This window comes from Methylocystis sp., from assembly GCF_051062815.1.
In the GTDB taxonomy this organism is placed as follows: Bacteria; Pseudomonadota; Alphaproteobacteria; order Rhizobiales; family Beijerinckiaceae; genus Methylocystis.
In genome coordinates this window covers 1-19,408 of the sequence record NZ_JBPFDU010000054.1, presented here as the reverse complement: position 1 = coordinate 19,408, position 19,408 = coordinate 1, and the positions used below count along the sequence as shown (strand labels likewise).

General features: G+C 63.2%; 19 protein-coding genes and 1 pseudogene. 4 read left to right on the top strand and 16 right to left on the bottom strand.

Features of this window, described 5'->3' with window-relative positions:
• Positions 1-32: 32 nt before the first annotated feature.
• From ung to tolQ, 7 genes are all read right to left on the bottom strand, one after another.
• Positions 33-701 (bottom strand): uracil-DNA glycosylase, encoded by a 669-nt coding sequence (gene ung / locus ACR65W_RS08190; protein WP_434499824.1) that lies wholly within the window; start codon positions 699-701, stop codon positions 33-35.
• Complete coding sequence (locus tag ACR65W_RS08185) at positions 698-1,057, bottom strand: HepT-like ribonuclease domain-containing protein (protein ID WP_434499823.1); 360 nt, start codon at positions 1,055-1,057, stop codon at positions 698-700. Before ACR65W_RS08185 ends, ung begins: the two co-directional genes overlap by 4 nt.
• A complete protein-coding gene (locus ACR65W_RS08180) occupies positions 1,057-1,353 on the bottom strand; it encodes a nucleotidyltransferase family protein (RefSeq protein WP_434499822.1) in 297 nt (98 codons plus the stop codon). The genes ACR65W_RS08185 and ACR65W_RS08180 overlap by 1 nt, the downstream gene beginning before the upstream one ends.
• 32 nt (positions 1,354-1,385) lie before the next feature.
• Complete coding sequence (gene tolB / locus ACR65W_RS08175; protein ID WP_434499821.1) at positions 1,386-2,705, bottom strand: Tol-Pal system beta propeller repeat protein TolB; 1,320 nt, start codon at positions 2,703-2,705, stop codon at positions 1,386-1,388.
• Positions 2,706-2,952: 247 nt separating this feature from the next.
• The gene (locus ACR65W_RS08170; RefSeq protein ID WP_434499727.1) at positions 2,953-4,107 is read right to left on the bottom strand and encodes a cell envelope biogenesis protein TolA; all 1,155 of its coding nucleotides are present in this window, start codon (positions 4,105-4,107) and stop codon (positions 2,953-2,955) included.
• 11 nt (positions 4,108-4,118) lie between these two features.
• Positions 4,119-4,568, bottom strand: coding sequence for an ExbD/TolR family protein (locus tag ACR65W_RS08165; RefSeq protein ID WP_014892715.1), 450 nt, complete (start codon positions 4,566-4,568; stop codon positions 4,119-4,121).
• A 192-nt stretch (positions 4,569-4,760) separates the two neighbouring features.
• Complete coding sequence (gene tolQ, locus ACR65W_RS08160) at positions 4,761-5,504, bottom strand: protein TolQ (RefSeq protein WP_123175467.1); 744 nt, start codon at positions 5,502-5,504, stop codon at positions 4,761-4,763.
• A gap of 182 nt (positions 5,505-5,686) precedes the next feature.
• On the opposite strand from tolQ, the gene ACR65W_RS08155 reads away from it, so the two are divergent.
• Positions 5,687-6,955, top strand: coding sequence for a TerB family tellurite resistance protein (locus tag ACR65W_RS08155; protein ID WP_434499726.1), 1,269 nt, complete (start codon positions 5,687-5,689; stop codon positions 6,953-6,955).
• On the opposite strand, the gene haoB is transcribed toward ACR65W_RS08155, so the two are convergent.
• Positions 6,952-7,920 (bottom strand): hydroxylamine oxidation protein HaoB, encoded by a 969-nt coding sequence (haoB, locus tag ACR65W_RS08150; RefSeq protein WP_434499725.1) that lies wholly within the window; start codon positions 7,918-7,920, stop codon positions 6,952-6,954. The genes ACR65W_RS08155 and haoB overlap by 4 nt on opposite strands.
• A gap of 143 nt (positions 7,921-8,063) precedes the next feature.
• Complete coding sequence (locus ACR65W_RS08145; protein WP_434499724.1) at positions 8,064-9,773, bottom strand: multiheme c-type cytochrome; 1,710 nt, start codon at positions 9,771-9,773, stop codon at positions 8,064-8,066.
• A 157-nt stretch (positions 9,774-9,930) separates the two neighbouring features.
• On the opposite strand from ACR65W_RS08145, the gene ACR65W_RS08140 reads away from it, so the two are divergent.
• Positions 9,931-10,677 (top strand): metallophosphoesterase, encoded by a 747-nt coding sequence (locus ACR65W_RS08140; protein WP_434499723.1) that lies wholly within the window; start codon positions 9,931-9,933, stop codon positions 10,675-10,677.
• Between the two features lie 15 nt (positions 10,678-10,692).
• On the opposite strand, the gene ACR65W_RS08135 is transcribed toward ACR65W_RS08140, so the two are convergent.
• Positions 10,693-11,073, bottom strand: a complete 381-nt coding sequence (locus ACR65W_RS08135; RefSeq protein WP_434499722.1) for a YraN family protein — start codon at positions 11,071-11,073, stop codon at positions 10,693-10,695.
• Positions 11,074-11,235: 162 nt separating this feature from the next.
• Positions 11,236-12,150, bottom strand: a complete 915-nt coding sequence (rsmI, locus tag ACR65W_RS08130; RefSeq protein WP_434502508.1) for a 16S rRNA (cytidine(1402)-2'-O)-methyltransferase — start codon at positions 12,148-12,150, stop codon at positions 11,236-11,238.
• 183 nt (positions 12,151-12,333) lie between these two features.
• On the opposite strand from rsmI, the gene ACR65W_RS08125 reads away from it, so the two are divergent.
• Complete coding sequence (locus ACR65W_RS08125; protein WP_434499720.1) at positions 12,334-13,542, top strand: penicillin-binding protein activator; 1,209 nt, start codon at positions 12,334-12,336, stop codon at positions 13,540-13,542.
• Between the two features lie 233 nt (positions 13,543-13,775).
• Here ACR65W_RS08125 and glyS read toward each other — a convergent pair whose 3' ends face one another.
• The 4 genes from glyS to ACR65W_RS08105 form a co-directional block, all read right to left on the bottom strand.
• Complete coding sequence (glyS, locus tag ACR65W_RS08120) at positions 13,776-16,043, bottom strand: glycine--tRNA ligase subunit beta (RefSeq protein WP_434499719.1); 2,268 nt, start codon at positions 16,041-16,043, stop codon at positions 13,776-13,778.
• Between the two features lie 182 nt (positions 16,044-16,225).
• On the bottom strand, positions 16,226-17,188 hold the full coding sequence (gene trxB / locus ACR65W_RS08115; protein WP_434499718.1) for a thioredoxin-disulfide reductase: 963 nt from the start codon (positions 17,186-17,188) through the stop codon (positions 16,226-16,228).
• A gap of 89 nt (positions 17,189-17,277) precedes the next feature.
• Positions 17,278-17,703, bottom strand: a complete 426-nt coding sequence (locus ACR65W_RS08110; RefSeq protein ID WP_434499717.1) for a hypothetical protein — start codon at positions 17,701-17,703, stop codon at positions 17,278-17,280.
• Positions 17,704-17,787: 84 nt separating this feature from the next.
• Positions 17,788-18,381 carry a hypothetical protein gene (locus ACR65W_RS08105; protein ID WP_434499716.1) on the bottom strand — a complete coding sequence of 198 codons (594 nt, stop codon included), beginning with the start codon at positions 18,379-18,381 and terminating at the stop codon, positions 17,788-17,790.
• Between the two features lie 437 nt (positions 18,382-18,818).
• On the opposite strand from ACR65W_RS08105, the gene ACR65W_RS08100 reads away from it, so the two are divergent.
• Complete coding sequence (locus ACR65W_RS08100; protein ID WP_434499728.1) at positions 18,819-19,157, top strand: septal ring lytic transglycosylase RlpA family protein; 339 nt, start codon at positions 18,819-18,821, stop codon at positions 19,155-19,157.
• Here ACR65W_RS08100 and ACR65W_RS08095 read toward each other — a convergent pair.
• Positions 19,154-19,408: pseudogene (locus ACR65W_RS08095) on the bottom strand (hypothetical protein); the annotation flags it as partial. The gene ACR65W_RS08100 and the pseudogene ACR65W_RS08095 sit on opposite strands and share 4 nt — an antisense overlap.

Below are 19,408 nucleotides of genomic sequence, written 5' to 3'. Positions count from 1 at the left end.
GAAGGATACGCGCGTGACGTTTGCGTTTTTCCTCACCAATCGATCGGCGGTTCCCCGTGTGCGATCAGGTAATCGTTCGCCTTCGAAAAATGCTTGCAGCCGAAAAAGCCATTGTTGGCCGAAAGCGGCGAGGGATGCGCGCATTCGAGCACGAGATGTTTGCGCCGATCGATCGTCGCGCCCTTGCGCCGGGCGTAGGCGCCCCACAGCATGAAGACGACGGCTTCGCGTTCGCGCGATAGCGCGTGAATGGCGGCGTCGGTGAATTGCTCCCAGCCCTTGTTCTGGTGCGAGCCAGCGGCGTTCTCGCGCACGGTGAGCGTCGCGTTGAGAAGCAGCACGCCCTGTCGCGCCCATCGCAAAAGATCGGGATCGCGCGAGACGGGACGGCCGAGATCGGCTTCGATTTCCTTGAAGATGTTCTGGAGCGAGGGCGGTGGCGGCGTAGTCGCGCCGACGGCGAAGCAAAGGCCGCAGGCCTGGCCGGCGCCGTGATAGGGGTCTTGTCCGAGAATGACGATTTTCACCGTGTCGAACGGACATTCGTCGAAGGCGCGAAAAATCTGCGACGCCGGCGGATAAACCCGTCGCGCGGAATATTCGCCGCGGACAAATTCCCGCAGCGCGCGGAAATAGGGCTGTTCGAATTCCGCAGCGAGATGTTTGCGCCAGCTTTCTTCGAGACGGACGGGTTTGGTCATTTTGAAGGGCCGGTCGCATCGAATTTATTCCGAATGTGCGTAATCGCCTCTTTGAGTTTCGGCAATTCGTCGACCACCACATTCCATATGATTTGATCGGACAGTCCTTGATATTCGTGACGCAATACATTGCCGATAGCGCGAACGCTCCGCCATGGGATGTTTGGCTGCGTCGCCTTCACTTCGTCTGGAATTGCGCGGCTTGCTTCAGAAATGATCTCGATTGCGCGTTGGATCGCATGGCGCAGAAGCCATTGCCGCTGATAGTCGGCCAGGTTCTTTCCGCGCGTGGCGTCCTCAATGCCGGCTATGGCGTCCAAAATATCGTCGACGGCGTGGAGAAATTCGCGAGCCATTAAAAAACGCGGACCGCCGATTTCTCGATTGCATGACGCAGGCGAGGATGCAGGCCGTCCCGAGTGGTCAAATCCACCGCGGTCTTCAACTCATCCTCGAGAAAAAGTTTAATGCCGACAAGATCAAATGCGTTGAATCGGCTGGCGGGATCATAGTCGATGAAAAGATCGAGATCGCTGTCCGTCGCCGCTTCATCGCGTGCGGCGGAGCCAAAGAGGAATAAGGATGTCGCGCCGCGAGCCTTGATGGCCGGCGCGTATTCCTGCAATCGCGTGATGGCTTCGACACGTTTCATAAAGGCAGTCTAATCGAAAAGCGCGCCTTTGCTCAATCCTGCAGCGGGCCCCAGGCGGGATCGCTCGCATAGCCTGGCGTCGGCACCTGAGTCTCCGAACGCCCGAAAACGTCGACCATATAGATTTTTGGTCCGCCGCCGCCGGAGGAGTCGCGAAAGAACATCAGGAAGAGACCGTTGGGCGCCCAAGTCGGCCCTTCATTGTGAAAGCCCTCGGTAAGAATGCGCTCGCCGGAGCCGTCGATCTTCATGACGCCGATCGCGAAATTGCCGCCGCTCTGCTTGGTGAAGGCGATGTAATCGCCCTTGGGCGACCAGACAGGAGTCGAATAGCGGCCGCCGCTGAAGGAGATGCGTTTCGCCTCACCGCCATGCGCGCCCATGACGTAGATCTGCTGCGAACCGCCGCGGTCGCTCTCGAAGACGATGCGCGCGCCGTCGGGCGAATAGGAGGGCGCGGTGTCAATCGCGGAGGTGTCGGTCAGACGCGTCGTCGTGCGCGAGCGCAGATCCATCGTATAAAGATTGGTCGTCGAGCCTTGCGCCAGCGACATGATGATCTTCTGTCCGTCGGGCGAGAACCGCGGCGAGAAGGTCATGCCCGGAAAATTGCCGACCACTTCGCGCTGGCTGTTCTCAATATTCATCAACAGGACTTTCGGGTCGCCGTCGGCGCCAAACGACATGTAGGTGACGTCGAGCGAGTTGGGCGAAAATCGCGGCGTGACGACGAGTTCGTCGCCGCGCGTCAAATAGCGCACATTCGCGCCGTCCTGATCCATCATGGCGAGGCGCTTGCGGCGCCTGTCCTTTGAGCCCGTTTCATCGACGAAGACGACGCGCGTGTCGAAGAATCCCTTCTCGCCAGTGATGCGGGAAAACACGGCGTCGGAGAGGAGATGTGCGACACGCCGCATATTGGCGGCCTCGGTGACATATTGCTGGCCCGCGACTTGTTCGCCCGTCGTCACGTCGAAGAGGCGGAACTCCGTTTTCAGCCTGCCGTCGCCGGCGCGTTGGGAACGACCCGTGAGGACAAATTGCGCGTTCACAGCCTTGAAAGCCGCCAGATGGGGCGCGGCGTCCGGGGGCGCGGCGTTCGCGGGCAGGGCGCCGGGGTCGATCGGATTCAAGAACACCGAGCGCTTGAAGTTATTGAGCGTCACCGAGGTCACGGTGCGCGCGGCGTCGTCGCCGACGAAAGGCGGGACGGCGATATTGACCGGCTGAAAGCCGCCGCCCTTGAGATCGATGATGCGTCCGGCGCGCGCCAGAGAAGCGGGAAGGAAAGGGGCGAGCGCGGCGCCGGCGAGGAGGCCGGCGGCGGCGCGGCGGGTGATGCAGCGTGTCATAGGCGATATCTTTCAAGCATCGGCGTGAAGAAAGCGTAGCGCTTTGCGGCGATGGGCGAGGTTGTTGGATGCGGCGTTTCAGCCCCCTCCCTGTCCCTCCCCCGCTTCGCTTCGCTCGCGGGAGAGGGGACGCTCACGATTGGCGTTTGCGCGAGGGCGATGAAGCACAGAGTTTGCTCCCTCTCCCGCGAAAGCGGGGGAGGGTTGGGGAGGGGGTGAAGCCTTTCGCCACGAACGAACCAGTTCACTAATTCGAATCCTGGAAGCGAATGGTGACGTCGTGTAGCGCCTCTTCGTAGTAGGGCATGAACTCGGGCGGTATCCGCATCGGGCTGCAGCGGCGTACCGCCTGCATCGCTTGCTCGCCGCGGGCGTGTTCGGTCGGGCTCGCCGAGGCGTTCAGCAGTTTTGGACGCCCTTCGAGTTCGCCGTCGCGCGAAAGATGGAACTCGACGATCGGCTTATAGCTCTGCCCGCCGAGCGACAAGCCGGACGCCCAGCAGGGATAGTAGTGGTCGTGAATATAGGCGGCGATGCGCGCCTCCATCGAAGCCGACATCGTTGCCGCCGCTCCCGTTGGCGCGCCGAGCGCCGCCGCCTGCGTCGCTCGGCCGGTCGCGGCCTTGCGTTGCGGCGCTTCGCGGCTCAGCAGTTTCGAGATGCTGGCGGCGTCGAATTTCGACTTCGGCGCATTCTCCTCGCCCGACTTCGGCTTCGACTCCTTGACGGCCTTTTCGGCGAGTTCGCCGATCGATGTCTCGGGCTCAGGCTTGTCTTGCTGCTTCTTGCGATCGAGGAGCTTCGCCACCTCGTCGATCTTAAGCCGCTCTTTCGGTTTCTCTGTCGCAGCCGCGTCCTTTGCCGTGTTGTCCGGCTTCGTGCGGGCGGGCGGCTTTGGCTTCACGACTTCCGCTTCGTCCGGCTGCTTTTTCTCGGGCTCTTTCTTCTCCGGTTCCGGGGCGGCGGCTTTAGGCTTTGCCGCCGGTTTCGGCTCGGGCTGCTTTTCGACGGGTTTTGGCGGCGGCTCCGGCTTTGGCGGCAGCGCGGCGACTCGCTTGGGCGGCGTCGGCGGCGCATCGTCGGCGGTCGGCTGCGGCAACGGACGCGCTACGGGGGGCGGCGTCGCAATGTCCTTCTTGGCCTGCGCGAGCGGCGGCTCGGGCTTCGTCTCAACTTCGGGCGCGACCTTGTCGACGCGCGGCGTGGGCTTGATCTCGCGCGCGGTTTTCTCGCCCTTCATGATCTGCGTGAGTTCGCTGTCGGTGACGAGGTCGACCGGAACCATCTCCACAGCATCATCGAATTTCCGGGCGTCGGAAAACAGGACGAACGCCGCCAGAAGCAATCCCGCGTGGATTGCCGAGGAGAGAGGAAAACCGGGTTCGGAGCGCGAAATTTTCACTTCCGCTCAGCTCACTTCTTCTCCTGCTCCGTCACCAGCGCGACCTTTTTGTAGCCGGCGCTTATGACAAGCGACATCACTTCGGCGACGCGGCCGTAGTTGACCGCCTTGGAGCCGCGCACATAGATGCGTTCGTCAAATCCCTGCTTCACGGTATCCTTCAGCCTGTCGAGCAACTGCGTCGTCTCGACCGGCTGATCCATCAGGAAGACCTGTCCCTTCTCGTCGATGGCGATCGAGACCGGTTTCTGATCGATGTTGAGCGCGCCGGCCTTGGTCTGCGGAAGATCGACGGCGACGCCGGTGGCGAGCAGCGGCGCCGCCACCATGAAGATGATGAGCAGCACCAGCATGACGTCGATGAACGGCGTCATGTTGATTTCGGCCATGGCGCCGTAGCGCGGCACGCCGCGCCGCCGCCTGCCGCCCTTGCGCCCGGGGGTCGAGAGGGAAGCGCCCATGCTTAGCGCTCCTTTTGTGGTGTGGCGTACACCCTCTCCCAGGGGGAGAGGGTCGGTCCGCAGGACCGGGGTGAGGGGAACCGCGCTTGCCGGAGAGGCTCGAAACCCCTCACCCAGCCGCTCTGCGGCCAACCTCTCCCAACGGGAGAGGGTTTCGCGCCACAGCTTTGCGCATGAAGGCTCATACCCATCTTACGCCGCGCGATCGCGGTTCGAGGAGGCCGTGTGCTGGTCGATCTGCCGCGACAGGATCGCGGAGAACTCGTCGGCGAAGCTTTCCATCCGCGCCTGCGCCTTGGCGACGTCGCCCTGCATCTTGTTGTAGGCGATCAGCGCGGGAATGGCGGCGAAAAGACCGATCGCGGTGGCAAGCAGCGCTTCGGCGATGCCGGGCGCGACGACGGCGAGCGAGGTGTTCTTCGAGGCCGCGATCGAGCGGAACGACGTCATGATGCCCCACACGGTGCCGAATAGGCCGACGAAGGGCCCGGCCGACGCCACGGTCGCGAGCACGAGCAGATTGGATTCAAGCTTCTCGACTTCGCGGGCGATAGAGACGTCGAGCACCTTCTCGATGCGCGCCTGCAAGCCCATGAAGGAGGCGCTGGCGCCCGCCTGGAAGGAGCGTTTCCATTCCCGCATGGCGGCGACGAAAAGCGTCGCCGTGCCGGTCTGCGGCCGCTCGGAGAGCTTGCCGTACAGCTCCTCGAGCGAATTGCCCGACCAGAAGTTTTCCTCGAAGCGATCCATCGAGCGGCGCATGCGCGCGAAAAGCAGCGTCTTGTCGATGATGATCGCCCAGCACCACACCGAGGCGGCGAGCAGTCCGACCATGACGATCTTGACGACGATATGCGCGCCCCAGAACATGCTCCAAATCGTGATGTCGGCGGCGGGAGCGGCGAGAGGGCTCGCGGCGATCTCGGCTGGATTCATGATTTGTCCTTGAATCGGCAGGCGTTCTGCGGCGGCTTTGGCTGCGACGCCCGGTCTATCGCCTGCAATTTCGCCATTTGTGGGGCTGCGGTGCGACGCACAACAAATCATAGTGAGGATGCATTAACAAGGTGTGAGCATTAAACTGGCTTGCTGTCGTCAAATTCGCTCGGGGAACTTCAATGAATATACCTGGAAAGGATCACCTCACCTATTTGGCAAACATAATTGCTATCGCGCGCGCAGATCAGAAAATTCAAAAAGTTGAAGATACAGCGATTGATGAGATTCGGGTCCAAATCGGTGCCAAGAAAAGTGATGTGAATGCAGCCTACAAGCTTGTTGAAAGAGAGTATCACCGAGCCGTGCCCGTAGACGGCTTTGCGTTCCAAGTAATGAATCTCTCGGATATGTTGTATGTGGCCATGATAGATGGAGATTGGAATCCCGCAGAGGAAGAAATAATTCGTGGCTTCCAAAAACAAATTGGCGTAACGGACGAGCAATTAGACAAATTGATGCTTGAGGCTGTTCAGCGCTCTCAAGCAGCTCAAGCGACAATCTCATGTCCCAACTGCAAGACCGCGTTAAATGCCGGTGCTAGGTTTTGCTCTGCTTGCGGCGCCGCAGTCGCTGCAGTTGGCTCTGGCGCGACCCAGATGGACATGGAAATTCCTCCAGAAGGATACGTGATTGAATTTTGTGAGTCGACTGCAGCCGGTTTTCCGGCTGCTCTTGAGTTCGCGAAAGCGTCCAAGGGTTTTCAGAGCTGTATCAGGTCGAAGAAAACTTGGTATCAGGCTTCTTGGCCAGAGTCGGAATTTACGGAAGTGCTGAAGCTGGCAAACTTTTTAACGGGTATGCGGAACAGACGCTGCTACCAAGTTGGACAGGCCCGATCATGGGAAGAAATGTTCGGATGCGCATGGTGCGTTCGAGAACGTGAATCAGCATACCGACCCATAGAGTATTGTTTTGGTAAGGAGGAAAGCCGTCTCAACCCCTGGGGGTGTAAGCAAGCACGGATGGATTGGGCAGAATGGGCTCCTTGGATGTCGTACGGTAGCTTTAGCAAATCATTGATGGGGTTCGGTCCATATGAGTGGACCTTTGATAAGGAACGAATCCGTCATGAGCTAGAAACAAACTTGTTCCGATTCCGCAACTGCCCGAACCTTAATTTCGAGTTCGTTGAAGCGATTGTTGAATTTTTGCCTACAACGGTGAAAGTTGAAGGCTCTGATGATTGGACATACAGTCGGTCGTATGATGAGAGGCCGGGCGCCATTCTTGTAAGGGAAGTAAACAAGACTAATGACTACACCTGGAGCAGTGAATACTATGCAGATGGAATTCGTCCGAAAGGGTTTCGAGTGTTCGTCGAGGTATTAACGAAAGCAGCAGCCAAAGTTCGACGGACCGACATAACGCCGCAGTTGCTGACCGACTAATCGTTCAGCCGATAAATCCACCATCCCTTGTGCTGATAAACCAGGGAAAATCGCGTCAGCGGCGAGGGCAGGGAGGTGGAGAACGGCAACAGCCGGGCAATCAGCCTGTCGCCGTCGCTCTTGCGCTGGAAATAATGCAGCCGCGTGGCGCCGCCCATCGGTTCGACGGCGAAGCCGCCTTCGATCTTTTGATCGCGCATCCATTGTTGCGCGGATTTGATGAGACCGTGCGAAACGCCGGTCGCGGCGAAATCCTTATAGGCGATGGAAAGCTGTTGCGGCCGTGCGGCGGCGAGCATCCACGCGTCCGAAATGCGCACGGCGACATAGGCGGGCTTGCCGTCGGCAAGCTTTTTCAGCGCCTCGCTGGCGCGCGCCTCATCGGAGTCGAGCAGCGCGTCCATGAAACGCGTGAAACTATTCGCTGACGAGGTCGGAACGCCCGCGCCCCATCGCGCGCGCTCCACCGCCCCCGCAGCCGACCAGGCGGCAGGCAATAGAAGTCCGCGCGCCTCTGCGTCGTCGAGCGGCGCGGCGCGGCCAGCGACAAGCCGGATCGCGCGCGAGAAGTCCCACCACGCCAGCACGACGGCGTCCTGCGGCGTATGTTCGCGGATCGCGGCAAGAACCTTCGCCGCATCGGCTGCGGAAACATCCGCGAAGAAGATCGGCTCCGTCACCTGATTGCGCCACGTGAGCGGCGTCAGCCGACCTGCTTCATCGCGCGCGACGACGCCAGTGGCGATAGGGCGGCGCTCGTCCTTCGCCGACACCTCGATCTGCTGGAGGCGCTCGGGCGTAAGTCCAAAGCCTTCGACATCCTTCGCCGCTTCCGCCGAGATCGGCCCGAGCCGCGTTTCAAACGGCGCGGTGGGATTGAGCCCGGCGTAGATCGCCCAGCCGAGCAGGGCGAAGCCGAAGACGATGAGGGCGACGCCGGCGATGAACCGAATGCGGGGAGTCATGCGCGTCCACTGTCAGAGGTCATTGCCGCACCCGAATGTCATTCCCGCGGAAGCGGGACTCCAGAGCAACAGCGAAATATTTCGAAGAATGCCCCTGGGTTCCCGGTCGCGCTTTCGCGCGCCGGGAATGATGGGCGGAGCGCTTACCCGCCCTTGCGCTCGCGACGCATGAGCAGACCAGCGCCCGCTAGCATGGCGAGGACGCCCAGACCGCCGGCCCAGGCGCGGCGCGCCGGCGAGTCGAGATCGAGTTCGCCGTGCTTCTGGCCGGAGATACGCTTCAGCTCGGCGCGAATTTCGGCGGCTTCGCGCAGCTTCGTATCCTCGTCGTTGATCTTCGCCGCCGCGCCGATGAGCTGCGACCAGCCTTCGGTATAGGTGTAGCCGCCGGGGTTCATATGCGCGAGCCCCTTATAGTGCTTGATCTGATGGTGCTCCCACATGTCGGCGAAGACATATTCGATCGCGCTCGGGTTATTGCCCTTCTGCCAGAACAGCTGGAAGAAGCCGCCCGCGTCGTCCTTCTCGGGCGGAGGCGGCGCCGGACGGTTCGTCGTCTGACCCGGCAGCAGCTTGTCGTTATAGAGCTTGACCAGGACGCTGCGCGCCGTCTCGGTGATGTCGATGCCGGAGATGATGCCCTTGTCCATGCCGTCGAGATAGGCGCGCGCGAATCGATCGGAGTGACAGTTCGAGCAGGTCGAAACCCACGATTCCTTGCGCTGCGTGAACCAGGGATGGTTGAGGTTCTCCGCGATCTTCGGCATCGGCAGGAAGGCCCAACGCGACTTGCGCACCATGTTGTGCGTGAATTTGCCCTGATACTCCATGTGGCAGAAGGCGCAGGTCGGGGCGTTCATATTGCCCTTTTCCATCGCGTCGGCGAGGCGGACGTTCCAGTCCCATGTGTCGCCGCGCGTCTGATAGATCGTGCCGTGCTTCGACAGCATGTAGCCTTCGAATTCATTGTGATCGACGCCGTTGTGGCAAATGGCGCAGGCCTGCGGCTTACGCGCCTGCACGGCCGAGAATTCGTGCCGCGTGTGGCAGGAGTTACACGTCGTCTGCGGCGTGTGGCAGAAGGTGCAGCCCTCCGCGACTTCGCGCTGCTCCATCGCCGCCCACACCGCGTTCTCGACATTGGCTTTCATCGACAGCGCGTGTGAGGGATGGCCGGGCTTCCACTGATCTTGCGGCCAGGTGAAGGTGTCGCGCTCGGACTCGCGTTCGGCGAACTGCTGCACATGGCATTGTCCGCAGGCGGCGGCGTCGGGCATCCGCAATTCGGTTTTATGCTGGCCGTGATCCTTGCCGACTCCCATATGGCAGTCGATGCATCCGACCTCCTTCAGCGGTTCGCCATTCTTGAGCGTTCCCATCGAGCGGAGGTTGTTCTCGACCTCCGTGATCATCGCCTTCTTATAGGCGCGCGCATCCGAGTCCGGCAGATTGCGGATCGCGTCGAGATTGCCATGCACGCTGCCCTTCCAGCTATGCGTCCACCCGGGCGTCACTTGGCTGTGGCATTCGACGCATTGCGCCCGCTGCGCGTCGACGTCGATCGTCTGCGGCGGCTTATAGAAGTCGTGCGGATTGAGATATTTCGAGATCGGGATCGGCTCCCAATATTTCGAGAACGAGCCTTTTCCTGCGCCTAGTGATTCGTCGTAGTAGCGCTTGGTCAGCGCATCGTAGAGCTCCTTGGGCGAGGCGGTCTTGGCAAGACCCAGCGCCTTGAAGGTTTCATCCGGCGTGTCCGCAAGGGCCGGCGCGCAGAGGACAAAGGTCACGGCGAACGCGAGAATCAGCGCGAGGCGAGCCGCGTAATGAGAAACCCTCTGTGAATTCAGCATGCTCTCCCTCGCCCCTTCTGCGTCTGGCTGCATTGTCGGGGCCGAGGCGGCCAGAGGAAAGGACCACAGGCTTCCCCCCCGATGAGGCCACCCCCTCAGGCGCCCTATGGCTCGTCAAAACGCCTTCTAACGATAAATGATGACTTCGGGAGAAGCCATGACGACGCGTTGGTTCCCCTCCGCTCTGAAGACCGCCGAGGCGCCGCCCGGCATGCGCATCTACGCGATCGGCGACATTCATGGCCGCGCCGATCTTCTGCACGTTCTCGCCGAAGCCATCGCCGATGATCTTGCGGCGCGCCGCTGCGAACAGGCGGTCACCGTCTTCGTCGGGGACTATGTCGACCGTGGACTTGGCTCGAACGGCGTTTTGAAGCGCTTGTCCACCGGGGATTTCCCAACGCCCATCGTCGCGCTGCGCGGCAACCATGAAGAAGCGCTGCTGCGCTTCCTCAACGACGCCGCGGCGCTCGACGACTGGGTCGAAAACGGCGCGCTGACGACGCTGCATTCCTATGGCGTGGACACCGGCGAGGAAGTCGCGCAAGGCGGCGCGTCGCAGGTGCGCGTCAAATTTCTCGCGCATTTTCCGCAGGAGCATCGCCGCTTCATCGAAGAAACGCGGCTTTGGGCGGAATATGGAGGCTATTTCTTTTGCCACGCGGGCGTGCGCCGCAGCAGGCCGCTGCATTTGCAGGCCCCCCACGATCTGATGAACATCCGCGAGGGGTTTCTCGACTGCGGCGAATCTTTCGGGAAGGTGATCGTGCATGGGCACACGCCGCATAATGATGTTGAGGATTTGCCGAACCGGATCAATCTCGACACCCGCGCCGTGAGTAGCGGCGTGCTCACGGCGGTCGCGCTGGAGGGTGTCGAACGGCGGTTTATCCAGACCTGGTGAGGTCCGCTTTACGCCTCATCCGACGCGCAGCTCGAAGGCGTTTTCGAGATGGCGCGGCAGCCTGCCGGGCGCCAGAAAAATCGCGTCGGCGCGCAGCGTATAATTCATCGCCCAAGGATTCGCGGCGAGCCAGCGGCCCACAGCCTGAGAGAAGCGTCGCTGTTTTTGCGGCGTGATGGCGATGGCGGCGTCCTCGAGATCGGCGCGCGCTTTCACTTCGACGAAAACGATCGTGCGGCCGCGCTTCGCGATAATGTCGATCTCGCCGCCATGCGCGCGAAAATTGCGCGCCAGGATTTGATAGAGCCGCGCCCGCAGCCACAGCGTCGCCGCCGTCTCGGCGCGAAGGCCGTAGACATAGGCGGCGCGTCGGGCGTCGTGCTTTGTCTCGCTCACAATGAAACGGGCGCGATCACTATGCCCCCTCCCTGTCCCTCCCCCGCTCCGCGGGAGAGGGGACCCTAACGACGCAGATTGTGCAGTTTCATTGCAGGGACCCGAGTCGGACTCCCTCTCCCGCGAAGCGGGGGAGGGTTGGGGAGGGGGCGCAAGTTCATCTCACTTCCCCCGCCCAGCCGCCAGCTCCAGCGCCCGCGCGTAAACCTGTCGGCGCGGCTGGCCGGTAGCCGCCAACACCACGCTCGCTGCGTCCTTCACCGAATGCGCCGTGAGCGCCTCTTCGATTTTGGCGTCGAGATCGGCGGCCGCGGTCTGCGCCGCGTCGGCGCCGGGCGGGGCGACGAGCAGCACGATCTCGCCCCTCGGCGGCTCCTCTTCGGCGAGCGTCGCCGCGAGTTCGTCGAGCGCGCCGCGCCGGACCGATTCGAACAGCTTGGTCAATTCGCGGGCGATCGCGGCATTGCGTTTGCCGAGAATCGCCGCGCAATCGGCGAGCGTTTCGGCCAGCCGACGCGGGCTTTCGAAAAACACCAGCGTTCCGGGAATCGGCGCGAGTTCCGCGAGCCGCGCCCGCCGCGGCCCGCTCTTATGGGGCAGAAAGCCCTCGAAAAAGAAGCGGTCGGTCGGCAGCCCGGCGACGACCAGCGCCGCCAGCACGGCGGAGGGGCCGGGCACCGACGTCACATGCACGCCTTTCTCGAGCGCCTCCTGGACGAGCCTGAAGCCAGGGTCGGAGACGAGCGGCGTGCCGGCGTCGGAGACGAGCGCGAGCTTCGCCCCCGCCTCGAGGCGCGCCAGAAGGTGAGGGCGGATCACCCTGGCGTTGTGCTCGTGATAGGCGACGAGCGGCGTCGAAATCCCGTAATGGGCGAGCAGCGTCTTGGTGACCCTTGTGTCTTCGGCGACGACCGCATCCGCCGCGGCGAGGGTGGAGAGCGCGCGAAATGAAACGTCCTTCAGATTGCCGATCGGGGTCGCGACAAGGTGCAGTCCCGGCTCGATTCTCTCGGCTTCGGCGCGCAGGCCGAAGGCGGTGTAACTCGCAGCAGGCGGAGAAATGGCCTCGATGGTCATGCGCGTCGCCGATCTTCGTTCGTTTTAAGATACTAGATGTTCGTTTAAGAGGACAAGCGCCAACTGCGCGCCAGCCGCAATTCCTCCAAATGGACCGTCTATTGACTTTCGGCTAGGGACTCGGACCCTTAGCGCAGAATAGCCGCGCCATGGCGGGAGCCCCGGGCGCCGCAGGGGGTTTTCATGTCGATATTGTCTTCTCGCGCGCGGGCCGCCGTGACGAAGCGCGCTGCGCTCGTCGGCCTTGCGGCCACGCTCGCCGCCTGCAGTCCCACGAGCGGGCCGTGGGCGCCTGGCGCGCGCGATCTAAAGCTCAGCGGCGCGACCCAGACCGCCCCCGCGGAAAGCGAGACGATCGGAACCGGCGCGGTGAAAATCGCGCTGATCGTGCCGCTGACGGGCCCTTCAGGTCCTTCCTCGGTCGGCGCGTCGCTGCTCAACGCCGCAAAGCTCGCCTATGCCGACAGCGGCGCCAATGACGTGACCATCCTCGTCAAGGACGATCGCTCGACGCCGTCCGGCGCCGCCGCGGCGACTCAGGCCGCGATCAACGAGGGCGCCGAGGTCGTTCTGGGACCGGTGTTTGGCGCCGGCGTCAAGGAGGCCAGCCGCGTCGCGCGTTCCGCCAACAAGCCGATGATCGCCTTCTCGACGGACTCCTCGGCCGCGGGCCGCGGCAGCTATCTGCTGTCCTTCCCGGTCGAGGGCTATGTCGACCGCGGCGTCAGCTTCGCGTCGCAGCACGGCAAGAAATCGATTGCGGCGCTGGTGCCCGAAAACGACTACGGCACGCTGGCGATGGCGCAGTTTCAGCAGAGCGCCGCCACCTATGGCGTCCGCGTGCCGGTCATCGAGCGCTACAAGCCCGGCGCGTCCGGCGACTCTGTGAAGCGTCTCGCCGCCGTGCGCGATCAGTTCGACGCGCTGTTCATTCCCGAGCAGGCCGAGCAGATGCAGGCGGTGTCGAAGGAGCTCGTGGCGAATGGCATCGACTCCAAGAAGGTGCAGATTTTCGGCACGGGCCTGTGGAACGACGCGCGCACGCTGAGCCTGCCGGCGCTGCAGGGCGCCTGGTTCACGGCCCCGGAGAACGCCGGCTTCAACGCTTTCGCGCAGCGCTACAAGGCGAAATACGGGTCCGACCCGGCGCGCGTCGCGACGCTCGCCTATGACGCCGTGTCGCTCGCCATCGCGCTGTCGCGCTCGCAAGGGTCGCAGCGCTATTCGGAAAGCGTGCTGACCAATCCTTCCGGCTTCAACGGCGCCGACGGCGTCTTCCGCTTCAAGCCGGACGGCGGCAATGAACGCGGATTGTCGGTGCTCGAGATCGGCGGCGGTTCGGCGAAGATCATCTCGCCCGCGCCGCGCAATTTCACCGGGAATGGCGCGTAGCCCTTCGCAGCGGCGACCGTTCAACACCCTTTTCAAGCAGGGGCGCGCTTCCTTCTCCCATAGGGAGAAGGTGGCCCGGCCAAAGGGCGTCCGCTAGGACGCCCTTTGCAAGCGACGGGCTTTGGCCGGGTCGGATGAGGGGCAGCATATGATGGGGGTGGCGTTACCCCTCACCCGGTCGCTCCGCGACCACCCTCTCCCTATGGGAGAGGGTCGCGCGCTATGGGAGAGGGTTACGCCGTCCCGGTCTCTCCCGCGATCTTGCCGAAATCGGCGACGCCCATCATCACGCGGCGCAATTCGGCAAGGAGCCGCAACCGGTTCAAGCGCAGATCGGCGTTGTCGGCGTTGACCGTCACATCGTCGAAGAAGACGTCGACCGGCTCGCGAAGCTTTGACAGCGCGCGCATGGCGCCGGCGAAATCTTCCTTCGAAAGATGTTCGGCGGTCTCCTCGCGCGCGCGGGCGATGGCGGCGGCAAGCTTATGCTCCTGCGGCTCGATGCGCAGGTTCGGCGCATGGCGATGCGCATAGGCGTCCGGCCCGTCCTTCTTCTCTTCGGCCTTCAGAATGTTGCTGGCGCGTTTATAGCCGGCGAGCAGGTTCCTGCCGTCGTCGGTTGAGAGGAATGTGTCGAGCGCCTCGACTTTGCGCGTGATCATGAGCAGATCGTCCTGTAGCGGCGGAGTCCCTTCTCCCGCCTGCGGGAGAACGCACTCCGGCGAAGCCGGATCGGATGAGGGCAAGGCCCCGAGCGCCGCATCTATCAGATCGTGTCGCGCCCCCTTGTCGCGCAAGTAGACCTTGAGGCGATCGATGAAAAATTCGAGGAGGTCGAACGCCTCGGGGCGTCCGCGTAGCCCGCCAATGCTCCTCGTGACTTTAAGATCGACCGGCATGAAAACAATTCCCCTGCTAGCCTTCTGCGCGCGATCGCCTTCAACTCTGAGGATTGACGCCATAACCCTATCAAAGTGCGCGTCGATCACGGACATAACCGGCAACCGAAGCTCATTCTCCAGCACGATTCTGATCACGCCCAGCGCCGCTCTGCGCAGCGCGTAAGGGTCCTTGCTGCCCGTCGGCTTCTCGTCGATCGCCCAGAAGCCGACGAGCGTGTCGAGCTTGTCGGCGAGCGCCACCGCGATCGACACCGGATCGGTCGGGATGCGGTCGGTCGGCCCCTGCGGCTTGTAATGTTCCTCGATCGCCGCCGCGACGCTTGGGTCTTCGCCTTGCGCGCTGGCGTAATAGCGGCCCATCAGCCCCTGCAGTTCGGGGAATTCGCCGACCATCTCTGAAACGAGATCGGCCTTGCAGAGCGTCGCCGCGCGTTCGGCGAGAAAAGCGTCGGCGCCGACGACCGGCGCAAGCGCCTTCGCCAGCGCCGCGATGCGCTTGACGCGTTCGCCCTGCGTGCCGAGCTTTTCGTGAAAGACGATAGCGTCGAGCTTCGGCAGACGGTCTTCGAGCTTCGTTTTGAGATCGGTCTCGTAGAAGAATTTCGCGTCCGACAGCCGCGCGGCGATGACGCGCTCATTGCCGGCGACGACCGTCGCGCCGCCGTCGGAGGCCTCGATGTTCGAGACGAGGATGAAGCGGTTGGTGAGCGCGCTGCCCTCGCGCAGCACAAAACACTTCTGATTCACGCGGATCGTCGCCCGAATGACTTCCGGCGGAATGGATAGGAAGCTTTCATCGAACGCGCCCATCAGTGTCACCGGCCATTCGACGAGTCCCGCCACTTCTTCCAGCAGGCCCGCGTCCTCGACAAGCTCCAGCCCTTGCGCGAAGGCGAGATCCTTTGCGTCGTGCAGGATGATGTCGCGCCGGCGCGCCGCATCGATAACGACCTTGGCGCGCTCCAGCGAGAGCGCATAATCCTCGAAGCGCTTCACGCGAATGGGCTGCGGCGCCAGGAAGCGATGGCCGTGGGTCACATTGCTTGACGTGATTCCGTCGACCTCGAAGCGGACGATTTCGGGAGATTCAGTCTCCGGTCCGAAAGTCGCCACGATGGAATGGAGCGGGCGCACCCAGCGCAGCGAATCCCCGCGCTCGGACGCAGCGCCCCAGCGCATCGATTTCGGCCAGGGAAAGCTCTTGATGATCGCCGGCAGAATTTCAGCGAGGACGTCGATCGTCTCCGCGCCGGCGCGCTCGATGACGGCGAGATAAAACTCGGCGCCCTTCTTGTCCTTCGCGATCTTCGCCTGATCGAGCGAGGCGAGGCCGGCGCTTTTCAAAAACCCGGCGACCGCCGCCTCCGGCGCGCCGACGCGCGGACCTTTGCGCTCCTCGCGTAGATCAGGCTGGCGCGCCGGCAGCCCGACCACTTGCAGCGCGAGACGGCGCGGCGTGGCGTAGGCGGCGGCGCCTTCATAAGTCAGGCCGCGATCGACAAGCGCGTTGGTGACGAGCCGCTTCAGATCGTCAGCCGCCTGCCGCTGCATGCGCGCCGGAATTTCTTCGGAGAAAAGTTCGAGAAGGAGATCGGACATCTGCGCAGTCTATTCCCCTCCCCCCGCTAGCGGCGGGGAGGGGTAAGGGGTGGGGGGCTCTATCGTTTGGTAGAGCGCGGCGCAGATCGTGTCCACAACGCTTTCGAGATTGCGCAAAACCTCGTGATTCGTCCTGCCGCAAGCGGGGGGAGGGGAATGCAAACGCCCAATGCGACAAAATCTCAGGCGATTTCCTTGACCGCCGTCGTCGGCGCGTCGAGGAGAAATTTCTCGACTTCGAGCGCCGCCATGCAGCCGAGGCCCGCCGCGGTGACGGCCTGACGATAGACTTCGTCGGCGACGTCGCCGGCGGCGTAGACGCCCGGCATGCTGGTGCGCGTCGATCCAGGCTCGACGGCGATGTAGCCGGACGGTTTGATCGTCAACTGGCCGCGGAACAGTTCGGATGCGGGAGAATGGCCGATGGCGACGAAGACGCCGTCAGCCGCAAGCGTGTGGACCGCGCCGGTCGCGACATTCTTCACGCGCGCGCCGGTGACGCTCAGCGGGTTCTCGTCGCCGACGATCTCGTCGACGACGTGATTGAAGAGAATCGAAACATTTTCCTGCGCCAGCAGACGCTTCACCAAGACGCGCTCGCTGCGGAATTCGTCGCGGCGGTGGATGATCGTCACATGCGACGCGAGATTTGAAAGATACAGCGCCTCTTCGACCGCGCTGTTGCCGCCGCCGACGACAAGCACTCTCTTGCCGCGAAAGAAGAAGCCGTCGCAGGTCGCGCAGGCGGAGACGCCGAAGCCCTTGAACTTTTCCTCGCTCGGCAGACCCAGCCACTTCGCCTTGGCGCCAGTGGCGATAATGAGCGAGTCGCAGGTGTATGACTTGCCCGAATCTCCGGTGAGCCTGAACGGACGCTCGTCGAGATGCGCCTCTACGATATGATCGGAGACGAGCTTCGTGCCGACATGTTCGGCCTGCTGGCGCATCTGCTCCATGAGCCACGGCCCCTGGATCGGCTCGGCGAAACCGGGATAATTTTCGACCTCGGTCGTGATCATGAGCTGGCCGCCCTGATCGAAGCCGGCGATGAGCATCGGCTCGAGCAGCGCACGGGCGGCGTAGATCGCCGCCGTATAGCCGGCCGGACCGGAGCCGATGATGATGACGCGCGCATGCTGCGGCATGAGGTGGCCTCGCGAGTGAAGACGCCCGCAATCTAGCCATTATCAGCGTCGCCGCAACCGCTTGGCCGGCCGCCGCGTGGAAGTCCGGCTTACCAGCCCCAACCGCCGTCGCCGCCCCAGCCCGGGCAGACGTTCATCCATTGGCGTCGCCAGCCCCAATGGGTCCACACCCTGCGGAGCTGATAGCAGTCGCCATAGCCGGCGTTGGCGTAGCTGGGCCAGCCTCCGCCCCAACCAACTCCCGCGCCGTATCCCGGCGAATAGGCGGGCAGGTCGGTGCGGTAATAGCTCCAGCCCCAAGGCTGGCCCCAGCCCACCGGCCGGCCCCAGCCGCCCCGGCCGCCCCAACGGCCGGCCCAGTGGACGCCGGGCAGTATCGCGCCTTGGAAGCCGCCGCCGCCCCAGCCGAAGCCGCGCCATCCGTCCCATCGCTGCGCCTGCGCGACGCCGGAATGGGCCATCAAGCCAATAAGCAGAGCGCTGGTCGCGGCCGCGGCTTTGATTACTTTAGACATCTCCAGCTCCTCTCCCGATGCAAAAACGCCCTCCCAGACCGGGAGGGCGCGTGTGTCTCAAAATGCCGACGCGAAGCGATCGGCTTACCAGCCCCAACCGGTGTTCCAGCCGCCCCAACCGCCGCCCCAGCCGGAGCAGACGTTCACCCACTGGGGCCGCCAACCCCAATTGGTCCACACGCTGCGAAGCTGGTAGCAGCCGCCGTAGCCGATGTTGGAATAATAGGGCGAACCCCAACCCAAGCCGTATCCGGCGCCGATCAGGCCCGCGCCATACCACGGCCAATAGGAGCGGGCCCACGGGCGTCGCCAGCCCCAACCGCCGCCCCAACCGCCGATCACAGGCCTGCCCCAGCCGCCGCCGCGCCAGCCGCCGCCCCAGCGCGCGCCGCGCCAGCCGCCGCCCCAGCCGGGCCCGCGCCAGCCGCCGCCGCCCCAGCCGCCTCTAAAGCCCCCGCCGGGCAGAACCGCGCCACGGAAGCCGCCGCCGAAACCGCCGCCCCTGAAGCCGCCACCGCCGCCAAAGCCGCCGCCCCTGAACCCGCCGAAACCGCCGCCGCCGAAGCCGCCGCCTCGGCCGCCAAAGCCGCCCCTTTGCGCCTCAGCGATGTCCGTATGGGCCAGCAACCCGATAACCAACGCGGCCGTCGCGACCGCCGTTTTGACCGATTGAGACATTTCCAGCTCCTGATCGTGGTCTCAAAGCATTTGCGCTGGCGGGCGAAAATCCATGCGCGGTCCTGGCGCGCTCAATATTCGCCGCCAACCCCGCCAACGTCACTAAATCGCGCGAGGCGCACGCACTTCAAGAAGCTCTGCATTCGACGAGCGAGAATGGATACGAGTCTCTTGTTTAAAATAATTCATCGGTGTTGCGCTTATATCACAAGCTCACAAGACGCATCTTCCGCAAGTAGTGATGTCCATCGTAGGCAAGAACAAGCAATAAGGAACCAGCTCCGGTTCAAGCGTGTTTTTTATTCCTGTGAATTGTCCGGGGTTCCCCGCGCCGAAGCCTCTCATCTCGCCATTGTTTGGTCACGAGCGATTTCTATTGGCAAGAAATCTGCGGAGTCGCCTGCGGCCTTTGCAAGGAGAATGTTGTGAAAAGAGTTATGTCCGGAGTTCTGGCCCTTTGCGCCGCGAGCCTGCTCGTTCCGACGGCGACGCAAGCGGGCGAGTGGGTTGGCCAAGCGTCCTATTACGCGCACAGGGGGCGCACGGCGAGCGGCGCGCATGTCGGCGCGCTGACGGCCGCCCATCGGACATTGCCCTTTGGGTCAAAGGTGCGGGTGACCAATTTGCATAACAATCGATCCGTCGTCGTCACGGTGAATGATCGCGGGCCTTACACGCGCGGGCGGGTGATCGATGTTTCCGTCGGGGCCGCCGACAGCCTCGGTTTCAGATCGGCGGGCGTCGCGCATGTCAGGGTTGAGCAGGTCGCGGACTAATAACGCCACCACACTGCGCTGATCAGGCCGCGCTCGGCGGGCGAGTTGACGCCGCCAAGCGCGGCGATCGCGCCGATCTGCAACGAAAGCGACGCGGTCATGTCGTAAACCGCGCTCAACTGAAATTTCTGCGCGGCGACGACGCCCGCCGGGCCGCCTCTCGGCGCAAAGCCGGAGAAGCTTTGGGCGAGAAGCAGGATCGCGGGCAGGGGACGCAGCCCAGCGGTGAGGTCGGCGCGGATCTCGTCGCC

Bases quoted from the DNA above. Each gene is read 5' to 3' on its own strand.
- ung (WP_434499824.1), bottom strand. From the start codon at position 701: ATGACCAAACCCGTCCGTCTCGAAGAAAGCTGGCGCAAACATCTCGCT.
- ACR65W_RS08185 (WP_434499823.1), bottom strand. From the start codon at position 1,057: ATGGCTCGCGAATTTCTCCACGCCGTCGACGATATTTTGGACGCCATA.
- ACR65W_RS08180 (WP_434499822.1), bottom strand. From the start codon at position 1,353: ATGAAACGTGTCGAAGCCATCACGCGATTGCAGGAATACGCGCCGGCC.
- tolB (WP_434499821.1), bottom strand. From the start codon at position 2,705: ATGACACGCTGCATCACCCGCCGCGCCGCCGCCGGCCTCCTCGCCGGC.
- ACR65W_RS08165 (WP_014892715.1), bottom strand. From the start codon at position 4,568: ATGGGCGCTTCCCTCTCGACCCCCGGGCGCAAGGGCGGCAGGCGGCGG.
- tolQ (WP_123175467.1), bottom strand. From the start codon at position 5,504: ATGAATCCAGCCGAGATCGCCGCGAGCCCTCTCGCCGCTCCCGCCGCC.
- ACR65W_RS08155 (WP_434499726.1), top strand. From the start codon at position 5,687: ATGAATATACCTGGAAAGGATCACCTCACCTATTTGGCAAACATAATT.
- haoB (WP_434499725.1), bottom strand. From the start codon at position 7,920: ATGACTCCCCGCATTCGGTTCATCGCCGGCGTCGCCCTCATCGTCTTC.
- ACR65W_RS08145 (WP_434499724.1), bottom strand. From the start codon at position 9,773: ATGCTGAATTCACAGAGGGTTTCTCATTACGCGGCTCGCCTCGCGCTG.
- ACR65W_RS08140 (WP_434499723.1), top strand. From the start codon at position 9,931: ATGACGACGCGTTGGTTCCCCTCCGCTCTGAAGACCGCCGAGGCGCCG.
- rsmI (WP_434502508.1), bottom strand. From the start codon at position 12,150: ATGACCATCGAGGCCATTTCTCCGCCTGCTGCGAGTTACACCGCCTTC.
- ACR65W_RS08125 (WP_434499720.1), top strand. From the start codon at position 12,334: ATGTCGATATTGTCTTCTCGCGCGCGGGCCGCCGTGACGAAGCGCGCT.
- glyS (WP_434499719.1), bottom strand. From the start codon at position 16,043: ATGTCCGATCTCCTTCTCGAACTTTTCTCCGAAGAAATTCCGGCGCGC.
- trxB (WP_434499718.1), bottom strand. From the start codon at position 17,188: ATGCCGCAGCATGCGCGCGTCATCATCATCGGCTCCGGTCCGGCCGGC.
- ACR65W_RS08110 (WP_434499717.1), bottom strand. From the start codon at position 17,703: ATGTCTAAAGTAATCAAAGCCGCGGCCGCGACCAGCGCTCTGCTTATT.
- ACR65W_RS08105 (WP_434499716.1), bottom strand. From the start codon at position 18,381: ATGTCTCAATCGGTCAAAACGGCGGTCGCGACGGCCGCGTTGGTTATC.
- ACR65W_RS08100 (WP_434499728.1), top strand. From the start codon at position 18,819: ATGTCCGGAGTTCTGGCCCTTTGCGCCGCGAGCCTGCTCGTTCCGACG.